The organism is Ralstonia sp. 1138, from assembly GCF_040544795.1.
Taxonomy (GTDB): domain Bacteria; phylum Pseudomonadota; class Gammaproteobacteria; order Burkholderiales; family Burkholderiaceae; genus Ralstonia; species Ralstonia flatus.
This window is the reverse complement of the sequence record NZ_JBEPKQ010000001.1, coordinates 119871-135540: the sequence shown is the minus strand read 5'-3', so window position 1 is coordinate 135540 and position 15670 is coordinate 119871. Positions and strand designations below refer to the sequence as shown.

Below are 15670 nucleotides of genomic sequence, written 5' to 3'. Positions count from 1 at the left end.
TCTTAATATTTCTGTGTAGCGAACGCTGGATTATTACCGTTTATTAATAATTTAGCGTTGTAAATACAGATATAAATCTGGATGAATTGACGTAGGCGCGCACGCTCCGCAGGTCGGTATGGTTTTTGTCGCTCTGGTTCTCTACTTCGTTGCCATGGTGGTGGTGGCTGCCGTGCTGCTGCTGCCGTCGGTACGGCAGCGCTGCGCGGCGTTGCTGCGTGCGCAGTGGCAGCGCGTGAGCACGGGGGCTGCGGTGGTGGGCGCGCGCTCCGCAGGGTCGTTGCGCGAGTCGGTGGACAACGCAACGTCCGGGGTGTCGGCGTTCAAGCAGTTCGTGGTGCGGCGGCGGATGCTGCTGCTCGGCGCGCTCGGCGTGCTTTCGGTGCCGCCCATGCTGGCACTGGCCCTGCGCGAGCAGCAGTCGTTCGAGTTCGATGACGACCAGGTGCGTGAGCCGGATCCGCACATCTCGGCATTGCTCAACGGTGAACGGCTGATCCCGCCGCCGCCCCTGCCGCCCGAGGTGTTCACCACGCGTGAAGTCGAGCAGATCCGCCCGGCCATCCGCGATGCGAGCCGCGACTGGAACCTGCTCGATGCGGATTTCCGTCAGCGCCTGCTGCTGGTCTACAAGATCATGCGCGACGAACACGGTTACGAGATGGCGCTGCTCGAAGGCTACCGAAGCCCCGAGCGGCAAGTGAAGCTGGCGGCGATGGGCAGCAATGTCACGCAGGCCACGGCGTTCCAGAGCTATCACCAGTACGGCCTGGCCGCGGACAGCGCGTTCTTCCGCGAGGGCAAGCTGGTCATCAGCGAGAAAGATCCGTGGGCGATGCGCGGCTACGAGCTGTATGGCCAGACGTCGGAATCGGTCGGCCTCGTGTGGGGCGGCCGCTGGAAGATGATGGACCTGGGCCACGTCGAGCTGCGCCGCAAGGGCGTGCTCGGCAAGCAGCCCGCACCAAGGCAATGACGAAAGGACACACTTGGGGAGCATGCAATGACACGGCCCTTCATCCTGCTGGGTGACAAGACGGACCACGGCGGCGTGGTGATCACCGCGTCGGGCAACACAAGCACGGGCGGCAAGGGCATCGCCTGCGTGGGCGACAAGGTGACGTGCCCGAAGACCGGCCACGGCGGCACGACCGTCATCGTGACGGGCGACCCGAACGTCATCATCGACGGCAAGCAGGCGGCGCGCCACGGCGACAAAACCGCCTGCGGCGCCACGCTCCTGTCCAGCCAGGGCAACACCGGCAGCATCTGAACGCGCACGACATGGTTGCAAGACTCTTCCGGTCCGGGCTGACGCTGCTCGCTGTCTTTGTGGTGGTGTGGATTGCCGTCATCGTGTGGTGGCAGTCCGCCAACCGCATGCCGACCACCGGCGACATCCTGACCTACCTGCTGTTGCTGCCGGTCGGAATGATCGTCGGCTATTGGGTCATCAAGCGTGCGCTGGACGGCATTCGCTCGAATGTCGTTGCGGGCCGCGAACTGGCGGCGGCCACGCCGGCCGCAACAGGCACCGATGCCAAAACCGCCGACCCGCAAGACGCCACGCGCCAATGGCGCGCCGTGCTGCTCGCCAGCGCCCTGCGTGCGCCCGCCGGCGGCGATGCCGCTTCAGTGGTGGAGGCCGTGCAAGCCAATGCGCAGCCCGGCCTGACCGATGTGCAAGGCTTCGGCCAGCCGATCTTTGCTGCGCAAGTGGAAGGCATCGACATCGAAGACCTGCGTGCCGAACTGGCAGAGCAACATCCCGATGTCGACTGGCTGGATGAACGCCTGCGCGCCCTGTCGCTGGCCGGCCAGGTGGCCGAAGAACTCGCCGCACACGCCGTTGCGCAAGCCCCGGAAACAACGGAGCCGGACACCACGCGGCTGATCATCACCGCACTGCTCCCCCGCGAGTGGACACCGCAGCATCAAGCCGCCGCCGATGGCTGGCTGCGCCGCCGCATCGCGTTGATCTGGCCGGCAGACCGTTTAACGCTGGAGCCCATCACCGCCAAGGGCGATGCCGATGCGCTGCTGTTGCTCGATCGCGCCACGCAAGGCGTCAACCGCGCCAGCGACGAGCGCGTGCTGCGCATGGTGGTGGTGGCGGATTCGCTGGTGGGCCCCAGCGCGGTCGAACAACTGATGCAGCACGAGCAGCTGTTCGAAGCCAATCGGCAGCATGGCCGCGTGCCGGGCGAAGCCGCTGCGGGCGTGCTGCTGTGCGCGCCGACGATGGCGCAGAGCCTGCTGCCACCCGCGCTGGACGGCGACGCCGCGGCAACGGCGCCGTTCACGATCACGCGCGCCGGCGTGGCGCGGCTGGAATCGCCGACACCTGATCGCGGCCAGCCGCAACTGCAGGCGCTGGGCGACGCCGTGGGCCACGTACTCGACACCTTGGCCGCCGCACCGGTCAAGGCCAAGCAGGATGCAGCGCCCGCCGAGAAGGCCGAAACCGCGGAGGGCCATTCGGGTGCCGAACCCATCACCGTGGCCGGCGTCGTTTCAGACACCGGCATGCACCCCGTGCGCACCGTTGAGGTGGCACGCGTGTTTTCCGAACGTTTCCCCGCACTGGACCTTGCCGCAGATCTGCTGCCCGTCGGCACGCCGTGCGGCTATGTGGGCGCTGCAGGCCCGCTGCTGTCGGTGGTGGTGGCGCACCAGTTGAGCCAGCAGACCGGCAAGCCGGTGCTGGCCATTACCGCCAACGACATCCAGCAGCGCGGCGCCATCGCGGTGCTGCCCAGCCTGACCTGATCTTGTTCCAGATTTCGAATCCGATTCCGTCTGTTCCCGAGCCGAAGGCAACATGCAACGCTTCCTGAACTTCCTGACCAACTCACGCACGCTATCGATTCTTGGCGTGATCGTGCTGACCATCTTCCTGCTGCTGATGGCGCAGACCTTCGAGGTTGGCCTGGTCTGGGTCGGCATCGCGCTGGGCGTGCTGCTCGCGCTGTGGCTGCTGACGTATCTCTGGAAGCGCTGGCGCGCGCGCCAGGCCAGCAACAAGCTGGAGGGCGTTCTGGAACAGGCCGCCGCTGACAAGACCGCCACGCCGGACAAGCGCGAAGAAGTGGAAGCCCTGCGCGTGCGCCTGGCAGAAGCCGTCAAGACCATCAAGCGCTCCAAGCTCGGGCAGATGTCGGGCAGCGCAGCGCTGTACGAGCTGCCCTGGTACATCGTGATCGGCAACCCGGCGGCGGGCAAAAGTACGGCCGTGCTCAATTCCGGCCTGCAGTTTCCGTTTGCCGACAAGGGCGGCGCGGTCATCCAGGGCATCGGCGGCACGCGTAACTGCGACTGGTTCTTCACCACCGAAGGCATCCTGCTCGACACGGCCGGCCGTTACTCCGTGCACGAAGAAGACCGCCGCGAGTGGCTGGGCTTCCTCGACCTGCTCAAGCGCTATCGCCCCAAGGCGCCCATCAACGGCATCGTCGTGACGGTGAGCGTGTCGGAACTCACGCAAAACCGCCCCGAGTTCGCCATCAACCTGGCCAAGAACCTGCGCCAGCGCGTGCAGGAGCTGACCGAACGCCTGGAAGTGTTTGCCCCGGTGTACGTGATGTTCACGAAGGCCGACCTGATCACCGGTTTTACCGAATTCTTTGGCGACAGCGAGAAGCAGGAGCGCGACCGCGTCTGGGGCGCCACCCTGCCCTTCGAGCCCGATTCGAAGCCCGACGTGGCGGCCGTGTTCGACCAACGCTTTGACGAGCTGTGCGATGGGCTGAAGGAGATCAGCGTGGCGCAGATCGCACTGCACCGGAACAACAAGCTCTCGCCGGGGCTGCTGAGCTTCCCGCTGGAATTTGCCTCGATCAAGCCGACGCTGCGTGCGTTCCTGATGACGCTGTTCGATGAGAACCCGTTCCAGTACAAGCCGGTGTTCCGCGGCTTCTACTTCACCAGCGCGCTGCAGGAAGGCGCCACCAACAGCGTGTCGGCCGAGCGCATCGCACGACGCTTTGGCCTGTCGACCGACGGCGCCGCGCGCACCCGCGAGGTGTTCTCCAAGAACGGCTTCTTCCTGCGCGACCTGTTCTCGAAGGTGATCTTTGCCGACAAGCAAACCGTGCGGCAATTCGCTAGCCCCGCGAAGACACGCCTGCGCATCGCTACGTTCTTTGCGCTGGTGCTGGCGCTGGGCGTGATGCTGGGCGGCTGGACGTGGTCGTACATGGGCAACCGCACGCTCACGGCCAACGTGCAGGCAGACCTCGACAAGATCGTGAAGATGCAGCAGAACCGGGTGGATCTGCAGGCCCGCCTGGAGGCGCTCGACATTCTGCAAGACCGGATCGAACAGCTCGACCGGTATCGCAACGACCATCCGCTCGCGCTGTCGCTGGGCCTGTACCAGGGCGACACGCTGCAGCACAAGCTGCTCGACGAGTACTACAACGGCCTGCGCCAGGTCATGCTCAAGCCGGTCGGCGGCGCGATCGAAACCTTCCTGGCAGAGGTCAACGCGCATCCGGATCAGCTCGCCCCGATGGTGCGTCCGCCGGAAACCGGCGCAGTGATGACCACGTCCGTGACGACGGCTACCGCCACCGTGGGCGGTGCCTCGGGTGCGTCGGGTGCAGCGGCCAACGCGCCTGCCGCGCCAAACCAGGCTACGGCGTCGACCGGTGCCAAGCGCTACACCGATGCCTCGCCCACCAACGTGGAAGACGGCTACAACGCGCTCAAGACCTACCTGATGCTGTCGGACAAGCGCCACGTGGAAGTCGCGCACCTGACCGATCAAGTGACGCGTTTCTGGCGCGGCTGGCTGGAAGACAACCGGGGCAACATGCCGCGCGAGCAGATGATCCGCTCGGCGGAGCGCAACCTGTCGTTCTTCCTGGCCCGCGTGAACGACGACAACTGGCCGCTGCTGGAAGGCAACCTCGCGCTGGTCGACCAGACGCGTGAGAACCTGCGCCGCGTGGTGCGCGGCATGCCCGCACGCGAACGCGCGTACGCCGAGATCAAGGCCCGCGCCTCCACGCGCTACGCCCCGATGACCGTCGCACGCATCGTCGGCGATACGGGTGCCGGGCTGGTTGCGGGCAGCTACGCGGTGCCCGGCACGTTCACCAAGGAAGCGTGGCTGGGCTATGTGCAGCCCGCCATCAAGGAAGCGGCCAACAAGGAACTGCAGACCAAGGACTGGGTGCTGAACGTTGCCGCGCGCGACGACCTCACGCTGGAAGGCAGCCCCGAGCAGATCCAGAAGGCGCTCGTCACGATGTACAAGACCGAATACGCGCGCGAATGGCAACGCTTCATGCAGGGCGTGGCGATCCAGGATTTCAGCAGCTTCGATCAGGCCGTCACCGGCATGAACCTGCTGGGCGACCCGACCAATTCGCCGATCCGCAAGGTGCTCGACACCGCGTATGAGCAGACGTCGTGGGACAACCCGTCGATGTTCAACGCGGGCCTGAAGCAGGCCAAGACGGGCGTGCTCGGCTGGTTCAAGCAGCTGTTCGCACGCCAGACGCCGTCGCAGGTGAACGTCAACCTGGAGGTGGGCGGCAATGCTGAAGCCGGCGCCATTCCGATGGGCCCGGTGGGCAAGGAGTTCTCGGGGCTGGCACGCGTGGTCGTCATGCGCGACGACAAGTCGCTGCTGCGCGGCTACATGGATTCACTCTCCAAGGTGCGCACGCGCTTCAACCAGATCAAGAACCAGGGCGACCCGGGTCCGGGTGCGCGCCAGTTGATGCAGCAGACACTGGACGGCAACGGCTCCGAACTGGCCGACACGCTCAAGTACGTGGATGAGCAGATGCTGACCGGCATGACCGACAGCGAGCGCGCGACGCTGCGTCCGCTGCTGGTGCGCCCGCTGCTGCAGTCGTACGCGGTGGCGATCCGCCCGGCGACGACCGAAGTCAACAAGGTCTGGAACGCGCAGGTGTATCAGCCGTTCGCCACCACGCTGGCAGACAAGTACCCGTTTGCGCCCAACGCCAAGATCGAAGCCAGCGCGGCCGAGATCGGCCAGGTGTTCGGCCCGGACGGCGCGATCGCGAAGTTCGCCAGCACGACGATCGGTCCGCTGTCGGTGCGTCGTGGCGACATGATCGCCTCCCGCACGTGGGGCGACCTGGGCATCGCGTTTGTGCCCGAGTTCACCACGGGCTTCACGCGCTGGATCGCGCCGCTCACGGGTGGCGCTGCCGGCGGTGCTGGTGGTGCCGCGGCCGCAGCGCCGCAGACGGTGTTCCAGATCCTGCCGGTGCCGTCGCAAGGCGCTACCGAATACACGATCGAGATCGACGGGCAGCAACTGCGCTATCGCAACACGCCGCCGCAGTGGGCCAACTTCGTGTGGCCCAATCCGCAGGGCACCCCGGGCGCCCGCGTGACGGCCACCACGTTTGACGGCCGCACGGTGGAGCTGCTCAACGAGCCGGGCCGCTTTGGCCTGGAACGCCTGATTGCAACGGCGCAACGCAAGCGTCGTCCAGATGGTGCCTTCGATCTGTCGTGGACGAAGGACAACCTGACGGTATCGATCAGCCTGCGCATCATCAGCAGCCCGCAGGCCGGCGGCACGACGGCATCGGATTCGCCGCAAGGCCAGGGCCTGCGCGGCTTGCGCCTGCCGACGTCGATTGCCGATGCATCGGCACCGCAGAACACCCTGACGCCGCCTGCCCCGGCAGCGCCCGCAGGCACGCCGCCTGCGGCGCAAGCGGCCGTGTCCACGCAGGCCGCACGCCACAACATCACGGAAGAGCAAGGAGGGACGGCGCAATGAGCCAGACCCAGTTGCAGCTTTCGTATTTCGGCAAGCTTCCGTCGCGCGGCGATTTCGTCAAAAGCGCCAACAACGTCCAGTTGCTCGACACGCTGGACCGCTGGCTGGCGCAAGGCATGGAATTGCTGGCCGAAGCCCCGGACTGGAAGACGACCTACGACAGTTGGAAGCCGGTGCAGTTTGCGTTTCTCGGCTCGCAGAGCAAGCTCGCCATTGCGGGCACGCTCATGGCCAGCAGCGATCTGTCGTCGCGCCGGTTTCCGTTCCTGACGGCGGCGGCCATGGAGGTCGAGCGCCCGATCAACTTCATCGCCCGCAGCCCGATTGCACTCGCCCGCCTGTGGACGCGCGCCGGCCAGCAGATGCTTTCGCTTGGCACCGCCACCGACGCCACCGAAGGCCTACGCCTGCTGGCCGAAGGGCAGCACGGTGTGGAGACCGGCACGGGCGGCACCAGCACGCAGTCGCACGACGCGAGCTTTTCGGATTTCATCGACTTCCAGACCGTTGCCGGCCTTGAGCAGATGCTGCGCGCTGAGGGCCACAACATCCGCCTGCGCCGCACCCTGCTTGCGCTTGGCACGCTGCTGCAACCCGTGATGGCGAACGGCTCGTCGCGGCTTGAGAAAGGGCTCACGCTGCCGCTGCCGGCAGACCCGCTCTATCGCAGCCTGGTCGCGAGTTTCTGGCTGGAGCTGGTGTCGCGCTTCCTGCAGCGGGCGGACTTCGAGCTGTCGCTGTTCCTGGGCGATATCAACGGCGCAGAGCGGCTCGTCATCGGCTTCAATGGCGCTTCGTCACGCACGTTGCACAGCGTCATGTCGCCGCTGGCGTATGCCGAACAGAACATCAACATCGACGATCCGGAATGGGTCGACCAGCACGTCAGCGGAGAGTACGGCTTGGCCAAGTTCGTGAGCTACCTGGATCAACCGCAGCTGTCGCTGCGCGTGGCCGTCGACACCTTCCGCGAAGTCTTCATCGGAGAATGAACATGGGTCTGGATGCAATCAAGCGCGGCTTCCGGCCTGCAACCCTCCTGGCGAACGCCGCAATGCTGGCCTGCCTGGGCAGTGCCCTGCCCGCGCATGCCGCGGCGGGCGATGCGGCGCCCGTGCCTGGCCAGGTCGTCGCGGGCGGCATGGTGCCGGACGAAGCCACCAAGGCGACCGTACTGGCCAAGCTGCGCGAGCTGTACGGCAGTGCCAACGTGGTCGACCAGATCGAAGTGGGCAACGTGGTGTCGCCGCCCAACTGGTCGGCCAATGTGCAGAAGATCCTGTCGCCGGCCATCAAGCAGGTCAACCGCGGGCAGCTCAACATCGACGGCACGCAGGTTTCCCTGCACGGCGACGTCGGCAACGAGGCGCAGCGCCAGCAGCTGACCAGCGACATGGCGACGGCGCTGGGCCAGAGCTACACGATCAAGAACGGGCTGCGCGTGGCGGCGGTGTCCGAGCAAGGGCTGCTGGACCAGACGCTCGCCAACCGCATCATCGAGTTTGAAACCGGCAGCGCCACGCTCACGCCCAAGGGCCGCGCGATCCTGGATGAAATGGCCGCCGTGCTGCCGCGCCTGAACGGCCGCAAGATCGAAATCGTCGGCCACACCGACAACTCCGGCAGCCGCGCGTTGAACCTCAACCTGAGCCAGGCCCGCGCCGAGACGGTCAAGAACTACCTCATCGCCAAGGGCGCCGAGCAAGGCACGCTCACCGCGATGGGCGTGGGGCCGGATCAGCCCGTGGCGGCCAACAACACCGATGAAGGCCGCTCGCGCAATCGGCGGATCGAGTTTCGGGCGAGTAAGTGACGCGGGAGGACGCTCGTCGGCGGGCACGGTTGCGTGAACCGTCGCCTGCTAGCCCATTGCAGCCAGGTGATGACCGGCGTGCCTCCACCCAGATCCGCCTCGAGTACCACGACCCCACTAGGAGGCCGTCCGACCCAATCGCCCAATTTTCTCCGGTGAAAGAGCGCATTTGGTGGCTCTGGTGCCATCTGGTATGGGCTTGGCAACAGCTTGAGCACTGGCTTGCCAGTCGGCGACGGGGTGCGCCTGTCGCGATCGTCAGCGGCATCATTCGCTCAGTACAGGTGGATAGCGCGGCATTCAAGGCCTACGAGGCCATGGGACGGAGCGTCGACGCCAACGCGCGCAGCGCATACGACTACACCGACGACATCTCGCGGGATACCTACTATCGCGTAACTCCCGTCGTTATCACGTTGACCGACAATCGGGTTATCCACTTCTGCGAATACCTGGTCACTGACCGTCGGGTTTGGTCCAATGCACCCTATTTCGCGGGCCTGAATGGCATGCGCGTGCTTGCTGCAGGCTGGTGGGACAACGACTGTTTTTCAGCGTGGGGCATGCGCTTGTCCGGCCGCCGTGAGCCACAGACTGTCTATGTTGCAAAGCGCCCTCGAAACTTGCCCGAACCGCTGGAGACCATACTGTCGCGCAGGAACTCCGGCCTTAGTGAGGCGATCGGCCTTCTCGGTTATTTCAGTGCGCTGATGCTCGTGATCATGCTTTTTGTGGCAGGTAGCGAATTGGGCCTGGCAGGTGCCAGTGCCCTCACGGGGATGATGGTCGGGATGTTTACCCTCGCGCCGATGTTGTTCGTGATCATTTCACAGACGCTGATGCGCCTGATGGCTGGGCCCCTGCGCTCCATCCCAGAAATAATGGCAGCTGGTGAATACGGCAACCGCCATCTCCGCTTGCGCAGCTTTGACTTCGGCCGCTGTGAGCGCGCGGTATTTGAAGCGTTGGAGCGACATGAAGAGAATTAGTCGTTCGCGGCTAGGTGCATGCAAGCGCGCAGTGTCCTCCCAGCAAGTAGGCATTAACGGTTGACAGCAACGTACATGACACCGTCCGCCCCATCGACCCTGCCCGATTCCGCCCCGACCGGAGCCGATCGCCAAGCCTGCCTGCTTCGGCTGAGTCAATATTCGCCCGATGCGCCTGACGCGCCGGTCCCTTACAGCCAACGTCTGGCGGACGCTGAAGGATGGTCGCGCTTATACACGCTGACCGTCATCGAGGAATACAAGCGCTTCGCGTATCTGGCGGTGTTTGCAGGGCACCCCGTCACGCCCTCCGAGGCGATCGATGCCGCCTGGCATCTCCATCTGCAATATTCGAAAGAGTATTGGACGGTGTTCTGCGGCGAAGTCCTGCGCGCGCCGCTGCATCACGCGCCGGGGATTGGCTTGCCGGACGAAGACGACGCCTACGCACAGCATTACGCGCAAACACTGGAAAGCTACCGGCGCACGTTCGGCGAGGAGCCGCCGGTCGACGTCTGGCCGAGGCCGGAGCAGCCCGAGGCAGCCAAGGCGCGGGAAACTGTCGTCCCCACACAGCATGCGCCGGAGCCGGTCATGCCGCAGCCCGCATCCACAGCGCGCTCATTCATGCCATCCGTATGGCTTCTGATCGCGGCCATCCTCATCGCCATCACCACGAATGTCGCCTCGGATGTCGATGTGCTCAGCTATTCGGGGCCGCGTTTTCTCGCGTTCTACCTGGGCGCGTGCGTGATGGCGTGTCTGCTGATCCGGGGCCTGCATCGCGCTGCCTACAGCCGGAACCCCTGGGGAGCTGTGGGTGGCAACGTGCCGCGTCAGCTGACGCCTGCCGAGGCGGCGCTCATCACAGGCGATGCCGCACGAATGGCACAGGTCGCGGCGTTGACGCTGCTTGATGCGGGTGCGATCCGCATGGTCCCTCCGGCTAAACGGAAACGCGACCGCAACACCTACGTGGTGGCGAACGAAGATCGAAGGCCGGAGCGCCACGTCAACGCGTGGACATGGCTCGCCCGGCAAACGCAGCAGCGCTCGCCGTGGCCGAACTTTCGCAATCGGCTCGTCGACGAAGCATCCGACATGACAGATCGGCTGCGCAGCGAAGGATGGCTGTGGACCCGCGGCGCGATGCGGGGAACGACGCTCGTTGCGTGGGTCATTGTGCTGGCGACGCTGGGGCTGGGCGTGATGAAGGTCTTTGTGGGCCTGTCCCGGGAGCGTCCGGTGATGTGGCTACTGATCGAGATGGCGCTGTTCGCCATCGTGTACTGGGGCGTGACGGCGCGGCTGATCGGCGTCGGCCGAGCCGGCCCCACCGCGGGGGCCAACGCCGCGCTTGAGGTCTATCGCCAGCGCGGCCAGCAGGGGCCACGCGCCGGTTTGTCGACGCACGACCTGCTGTGGTTGACCGCGTTTGGCGGCACCAGCGTGCTGGCCAACACAGCATGGGCCGGATACCGATCGATGATGGGACCACCCGCCGGCGCCAGTTCCGGCGGCTCCGGAGGCGACACGTCGAGCAACTGCAGTTCAAGCAGCAGTGGCTCCAGCAGTTGCAGCTCGAGTAGCTGCGGATCCAGCGGCTGCGGCGGCTGCTCGAGCAGCTAGCGGAATCAGCTGGCGCTTTCCGAGGGCGGATCGCCCAGGCCCAGCAGTTCCTCGATCTGCGACAGCGTCGCGTCGTCCTTGACCACCGTACGCAGCCAGGCGTGCAGCGGCATGTCGCCCCACTTCGCAGCACGTGCGGCGAGGTACGCAACAGGGCTGTGCGGCTCGGTCTGGCGGAAAAACTCGGCCACATCGCGCAGCTGGTTCAGCGCCTGGGCGCGCGTGCGGATGGGGCCGGAAACCACCGTCTCGATGACGGTGCCGGCGGCAGACTGAGCCGTCTGTTGCGGAGCGCCCTTCGCTTCCACGGCGGTAGGCTTGGGCTCCGGCTTGCCACCGAAGCGCTCCACCAACGCGCGCACCGCTTGCAAGGCTTCGCGCGCGGGGCGGAAACTCGGCGCGTGATCACCCGCCCGTGCGTCGAGCACGGACTCCAACCGCAGCAGCGCGGCCCCACAGCCGACCACATCGTCGTGCAGCGTCTTGTAGAACGCTGGCGGCGTGGCGCGCCGTGCGGATTCAAACTGCTCCTGCGTGATTTTTCCGCGCGACAGCTCGTCGGCCTGTTCCGGATCACGGCGGATGGCTTCAACCAGGCTGGTCGCGACTTCCCAATCGATCAGGCTATAGCCTCCCTTGCCCGCCTCCACCAGCGGCACCTCGCGAATGAGCTGGCTCGAACGCGTCGCAAGCCACGCCATGCTGCCCGTACGCGCTTCAGGATCGTCGGCTTCCGGCAGCGGATAGAGGTGCTCCCAGAACTGCTCGCACAATGCGGCGATCAATTCGTAGCCCTCGCGCAGGCCGGCAAAGCCACGCTCCTTCGACAACGCCTCGGCCAGCCATGCGGCCAGGCGCAGATCCTTCGTGCGGTTTTGCAGCAGCGACGTGCTCTCGGCGATGACGGCGCGCCAGTCGGCTTCCTTGATCTCCGTGACCCACTCGCCCTGATCGAGTGACGGGTCATCAAAGCGGCGAGCATCCTGGATGCTGTCGAATTCTGCAGAGAAGAGCATGTCTTCGCCGCAGGGTTGGGCGCCGGGCAGCGGAGCGAGCAATTGGTCAAACGGAAGAGAGGCCATGGTCGGGAACGAAACCGGGATGCAATACGAAAATCAGGGCTTGCCGACGCGGCACTCCGCCAGCGCCAGCGTCAGGCCAACGAACTGCCGGTTCAGGCAGTCCAGCGTGATGTCCTTGCTGGGCTTGTACGCCGCAAGCTTGTGATCGGGAAACAGCGCCTTGAGCGCGTCACGCTGATCGTCCTGGAACGGCGCGCCCACCTTCAGGTCTTCCGTCAGGGCCAGCGTGTTCAGACTGTCGTCGGACAGCGGATAGACCTGACCCTTGAAGACAAGGCGGCGACCGTCGTATTTCTTCGACGCGGTCGGCGCATCCTTGAAATATTCGGTCAGCACCTGGCGGTACGAAACCTGCAACGGGGTGTCGTCCTGTGCGAAGGCGGGCGTGACGAACAACGCGACCCCAGCAGAAGCGGCGGCGAGGCGGAACAGTGCGTTCATATCAGCGTGCGTGAATGAGACGTCCGCGCGCGCGGGGCGGACGGTGGAGATGCTACGCAGGCTTAAGGCGGTTGGGGGGATTGTTTCTAAATCTTCATGTGTGGGCGGACCCATCGCTCACATCTGCACCGTTGAGCTTCACGGGTGGCGCATCCCGGTACAAGGAAACTCAATCGCGCGAGGGTCGCCCGGTTCGCGAAACGATCTCTGCCGGCCACTTTGGCTCCGGCGCAAGGCGTTGCCCGACGTACTCGAAAATACCCGCAGGAAGAAACAGCCAAAACAGCGGGATCCCAACCGCCGTCAGCAGCACCAACTCAACCGCGTGCATATTGGCGCGAAGCCGCGCGCCCTCTTCTGTCCGGTCAAACAACGGATAGAACTCCAGCAGGCACCGCCGGAAACTGATATCGCGCGGGAACGGCCTGATGTCTCGGAGATTCTTTGGCCCCTCACTCATGAAGCATCGGATATACGCCCACATCTGATGCAGCACGAGTGGAGTCGCCACTTGCGACTTCACGATGATCCGATCCTGGACCTTGGTTGTATTCGCTTCGCACTGCGCCAAAATCAGCCCATAGCGCACCGAGTATGTCTTGCCGTTGTATCCGGCGATCTTTCCAATTTCCGCTTCGACGCGCGACCAATCCAGCTCCTTGACCACGGTCTTCCATGTGGCGAATGGATTCGCCTTGGGCACATACTCAAACGCAAAGACCTTCCGATTTTTTCGATCGAATAGAACCGGAAGGTCCCGTGGCGTCCGCACCCCTCTCTTGATGAGGTGAAGCAAAAGAACCGCAAGCCCCAGCAGCATCAAGGCCAGCACCGACGCGATGACCGGCGACTCTTCAGGGTGGCCCTCCTGATACATCTGGCCGATGAACGGCAGCATGGCGACAAACGCGATGGAGACGCCCACCCCAAACATCAGACCAAAACCGCGCTGGATGGACGACGCCCGGGACAACTCAAACACGTCTTCATTCACGTAATTCAGGTCGAGTGCGAGGTTAGGTTGGTCATTCTTGTCGCTGGACTTGAGCGGCACGGTTGGGCCGGGCAAGTCTTCATACCAGTAGGGGCTCTGCGGCTGCAGTTTCGATGCATTTCCCGTCATCTCGAGCACTCATCATCGTTCCCTCTGGAATCCTAGGTGCATAGGCACATGGCCGGCTTGCGCAACAGCCCTCCGGGTTGGATCGGCCAAACCCTGTTTCTCGCCGCCTGCCAACGCATCAGTATCTGAAGTAGAAGGTGCCGTATTCGCCCGGGTCATCCGGCTTGCGTTGGACCTTGGCCGACTTGACCAGATCGACGTTCCCGGAATCGGGAATGCCCAGCGTGCGGCAAACCTTCTCCGTCAGACGTACAAATGGCATCCATTTTCTGGCGAGGCTAATGGCCATCAGGCCGAAGAACGCATAGAACCCTGCGCTCATGGCTAAAAAGCCGTACGGGAAAACGTCGTGCAGCAAATTCTGCGGCGACTCGACGAGCAGCAGCATGATTCCCAGTAGCGGCGCCCCTAGTCCCACAAGTATCCCAGCTACTCCTATAACCCACCACTTCACCGCATTCTTGATATGCCGGGCCTTACCCCGAGAGCAATGCGGGTACAACGCGATGATGCGGTCCTCTGGTCTCGCAATGCCCGCTGTCTCATAGTGATCGTCACGCCATTCGGCGGCCACTTCGACTTTGTCCCCTTCTTTGAAAGGACTGCGCCAGACCCAGCCCTTGACCGGATCGCCGTCGAGGTCGAATTCGACGTAATCAGCATGTTCCTCCGCACTCGATGCGGACGCTGCTGTCGCGATCGCGGGTCCACTCAACCCGGCGATGCCCGCTGCAACGGCGACCACTCCGAGCTTGTCCCGATCGGCCTCCGTAAATACGAAACTCGCTTCTGCACGGGTCACCTTGTAGCTCGTTATCGTGCCCGTCAGCTTTACCAACCCTTCAGGCCGTTGCTCGACGCTCATTTATCGGAAACGCATTTTGACCAAAGCAGCCGACAATTTTTCGCCTTGTTCCTTGGCTGTCTTTTAGCCGACAGCCCTTCGCTCATTCTGTCCCTGTCAAGGCCTTGTTGCCCTGCCGCGTTCTTCATGCGGATCAAGATAGTGGTAGATCCATGGCCCATCGCTGAGGTAAGGCCATTTTATGCCGCGGGCCTTGCTGTAACGCTTGTGGTCGCGCGGCAGATCGACGCGTGAAGGATTGGGGTAGCCGAGGACGGCAAAGATACGTTCGGCTTGCTGAGCAACGGGGCGCCATTGGAAGTAGAAGCGAAGGCCATAGTAAATCGCTGCTACAACCCCGAATGTAGAAAACATCGGCAACACAACGTGAAATGTTCCGGCATCGATTTTGGGGCCAAACGAAAACAGGCTTGATGCCAAATAGCTGGCACAAAAGAATACCGGCAAACCCACTACCAGTCGCAAAAAAACTCCATACGCAAAGCGCCTATGCGCTCGCACACCCCGTGAGCAATGCAAACTCATCCATAGTGTGTGGTCCCTCGGCCTGATGGCGGCCAAGGCCCGATCTGCTGCACGTGGCTGACGCGCAACCACAAACGAGACTTCATCCCCATTCTTGAACGTCACCTTGCTGAAGCCACCTGCCACGGTGCGCTCGCCCAACTGGCAAGTAAAGAACTGCACCGCGTCACCTGTGGATGTGGCCGCCAAGCCCGCGCCCGCACCGGCTCCAGTCAGCCCCGCCGTCGCAAGGCCAGCAGCCACGGCCGCACCAGAGCCCTGCTGTGCTTCGCTCAAGAAAGCTTGTTCGCCATCGTGAATCGTCAGGCCGCTGACCATGCCCGAGATCAGTTCCAGTCCATCGCTCATTCCGCCCCCGTCAAGGCTTTGTTGAAGGCGGCAAGCTGCGACTCGGCGGTCTTGTAGCTGTCTTACGGTTGCACCCGTTTCAA

The 15670-nt window shown here is 64.1% G+C and carries 13 protein-coding genes; 8 read left to right on the top strand and 5 right to left on the bottom strand.

Going from position 1 to position 15670, the window contains the following annotated elements; translation table 11 throughout:
- The first annotated feature begins 118 nt into the window (after window positions 1–118).
- The 8 genes from ABIC76_RS00595 to ABIC76_RS00560 all read left to right on the top strand — a co-directional run bounded on the left by ABIC76_RS00595 (window position 119) and on the right by ABIC76_RS00560 (window position 11203).
- Window positions 119–976, top strand: a complete 858-nt coding sequence (locus ABIC76_RS00595; RefSeq protein WP_354532605.1) for a M15 family metallopeptidase — start codon at window positions 119–121, stop codon at window positions 974–976.
- 27 nt (window positions 977–1003) lie between these two features.
- The gene (locus ABIC76_RS00590) at window positions 1004–1273 is read left to right on the top strand and encodes a PAAR domain-containing protein (RefSeq protein WP_027678943.1); all 270 of its coding nucleotides are present in this window, start codon (window positions 1004–1006) and stop codon (window positions 1271–1273) included.
- Between the two features lie 11 nt (window positions 1274–1284).
- Entirely contained in the window at window positions 1285–2769 is a 1485-nt protein-coding gene (locus ABIC76_RS00585; RefSeq protein ID WP_354532604.1) for a hypothetical protein, read from the top strand.
- A 52-nt stretch (window positions 2770–2821) separates the two neighbouring features.
- Window positions 2822–6772 carry a type VI secretion system membrane subunit TssM gene (tssM, locus tag ABIC76_RS00580; RefSeq protein WP_354532603.1) on the top strand — a complete coding sequence of 1317 codons (3951 nt, stop codon included), beginning with the start codon at window positions 2822–2824 and terminating at the stop codon, window positions 6770–6772.
- Window positions 6769–7764, top strand: coding sequence for a type VI secretion system-associated protein TagF (gene tagF / locus ABIC76_RS00575; RefSeq protein WP_027678940.1), 996 nt, complete (start codon window positions 6769–6771; stop codon window positions 7762–7764). The genes tssM and tagF overlap by 4 nt, the downstream gene beginning before the upstream one ends.
- Window positions 7765–7766: 2 nt before the next feature.
- A complete protein-coding gene (locus tag ABIC76_RS00570) occupies window positions 7767–8585 on the top strand; it encodes an OmpA family protein (RefSeq protein ID WP_092975298.1) in 819 nt (272 codons plus the stop codon).
- A gap of 155 nt (window positions 8586–8740) precedes the next feature.
- Window positions 8741–9574, top strand: coding sequence for a hypothetical protein (locus tag ABIC76_RS00565; RefSeq protein ID WP_354532602.1), 834 nt, complete (start codon window positions 8741–8743; stop codon window positions 9572–9574).
- A gap of 75 nt (window positions 9575–9649) precedes the next feature.
- The gene (locus ABIC76_RS00560; RefSeq protein ID WP_354532601.1) at window positions 9650–11203 is read left to right on the top strand and encodes a TIGR04222 domain-containing membrane protein; all 1554 of its coding nucleotides are present in this window, start codon (window positions 9650–9652) and stop codon (window positions 11201–11203) included.
- 5 nt (window positions 11204–11208) lie between these two features.
- Here the strand turns inward: ABIC76_RS00560 and tssA are convergent, their stop codons facing one another.
- The 5 genes from tssA to ABIC76_RS00535 form a co-directional block, all read right to left on the bottom strand.
- Window positions 11209–12285 (bottom strand): type VI secretion system protein TssA, encoded by a 1077-nt coding sequence (gene tssA, locus ABIC76_RS00555; protein WP_354532600.1) that lies wholly within the window; start codon window positions 12283–12285, stop codon window positions 11209–11211.
- 33 nt (window positions 12286–12318) lie between these two features.
- Window positions 12319–12726: a hypothetical protein gene (locus ABIC76_RS00550; RefSeq protein ID WP_354532599.1), complete on the bottom strand. Its 408-nt coding sequence runs from the start codon at window positions 12724–12726 to the stop codon at window positions 12319–12321.
- A 169-nt stretch (window positions 12727–12895) separates the two neighbouring features.
- Window positions 12896–13849 carry a DUF6708 domain-containing protein gene (locus ABIC76_RS00545; RefSeq protein WP_354533519.1) on the bottom strand — a complete coding sequence of 318 codons (954 nt, stop codon included), beginning with the start codon at window positions 13847–13849 and terminating at the stop codon, window positions 12896–12898.
- 118 nt (window positions 13850–13967) lie between these two features.
- Entirely contained in the window at window positions 13968–14714 is a 747-nt protein-coding gene (locus ABIC76_RS00540; protein ID WP_354532598.1) for a putative type VI secretion system effector, read from the bottom strand.
- Window positions 14715–14810: 96 nt separating this feature from the next.
- On the bottom strand, window positions 14811–15587 hold the full coding sequence (locus tag ABIC76_RS00535; protein WP_354532597.1) for a putative type VI secretion system effector: 777 nt from the start codon (window positions 15585–15587) through the stop codon (window positions 14811–14813).
- Between the last annotated feature and the right edge of the window lie 83 nt (window positions 15588–15670).

Excerpts from the sequence above, each read along its gene's own strand:
- tagF (WP_027678940.1), top strand. The coding sequence starts at position 6,769 with ATGAGCCAGACCCAGTTGCAGCTTTCGTATTTCGGCAAGCTTCCGTCG.
- ABIC76_RS00545 (WP_354533519.1), bottom strand. The coding sequence starts at position 13,849 with ATGACGGGAAATGCATCGAAACTGCAGCCGCAGAGCCCCTACTGGTAT.
- ABIC76_RS00550 (WP_354532599.1), bottom strand. The coding sequence starts at position 12,726 with ATGAACGCACTGTTCCGCCTCGCCGCCGCTTCTGCTGGGGTCGCGTTG.
- ABIC76_RS00595 (WP_354532605.1), top strand. The coding sequence starts at position 119 with ATGGTTTTTGTCGCTCTGGTTCTCTACTTCGTTGCCATGGTGGTGGTG.
- tssM (WP_354532603.1), top strand. The coding sequence starts at position 2,822 with ATGCAACGCTTCCTGAACTTCCTGACCAACTCACGCACGCTATCGATT.
- ABIC76_RS00535 (WP_354532597.1), bottom strand. The coding sequence starts at position 15,587 with ATGAGCGATGGACTGGAACTGATCTCGGGCATGGTCAGCGGCCTGACG.
- ABIC76_RS00570 (WP_092975298.1), top strand. The coding sequence starts at position 7,767 with ATGGGTCTGGATGCAATCAAGCGCGGCTTCCGGCCTGCAACCCTCCTG.
- ABIC76_RS00540 (WP_354532598.1), bottom strand. The coding sequence starts at position 14,714 with ATGAGCGTCGAGCAACGGCCTGAAGGGTTGGTAAAGCTGACGGGCACG.
- ABIC76_RS00585 (WP_354532604.1), top strand. The coding sequence starts at position 1,285 with ATGGTTGCAAGACTCTTCCGGTCCGGGCTGACGCTGCTCGCTGTCTTT.
- ABIC76_RS00590 (WP_027678943.1), top strand. The coding sequence starts at position 1,004 with ATGACACGGCCCTTCATCCTGCTGGGTGACAAGACGGACCACGGCGGC.
- ABIC76_RS00560 (WP_354532601.1), top strand. The coding sequence starts at position 9,650 with ATGACACCGTCCGCCCCATCGACCCTGCCCGATTCCGCCCCGACCGGA.
- tssA (WP_354532600.1), bottom strand. The coding sequence starts at position 12,285 with ATGGCCTCTCTTCCGTTTGACCAATTGCTCGCTCCGCTGCCCGGCGCC.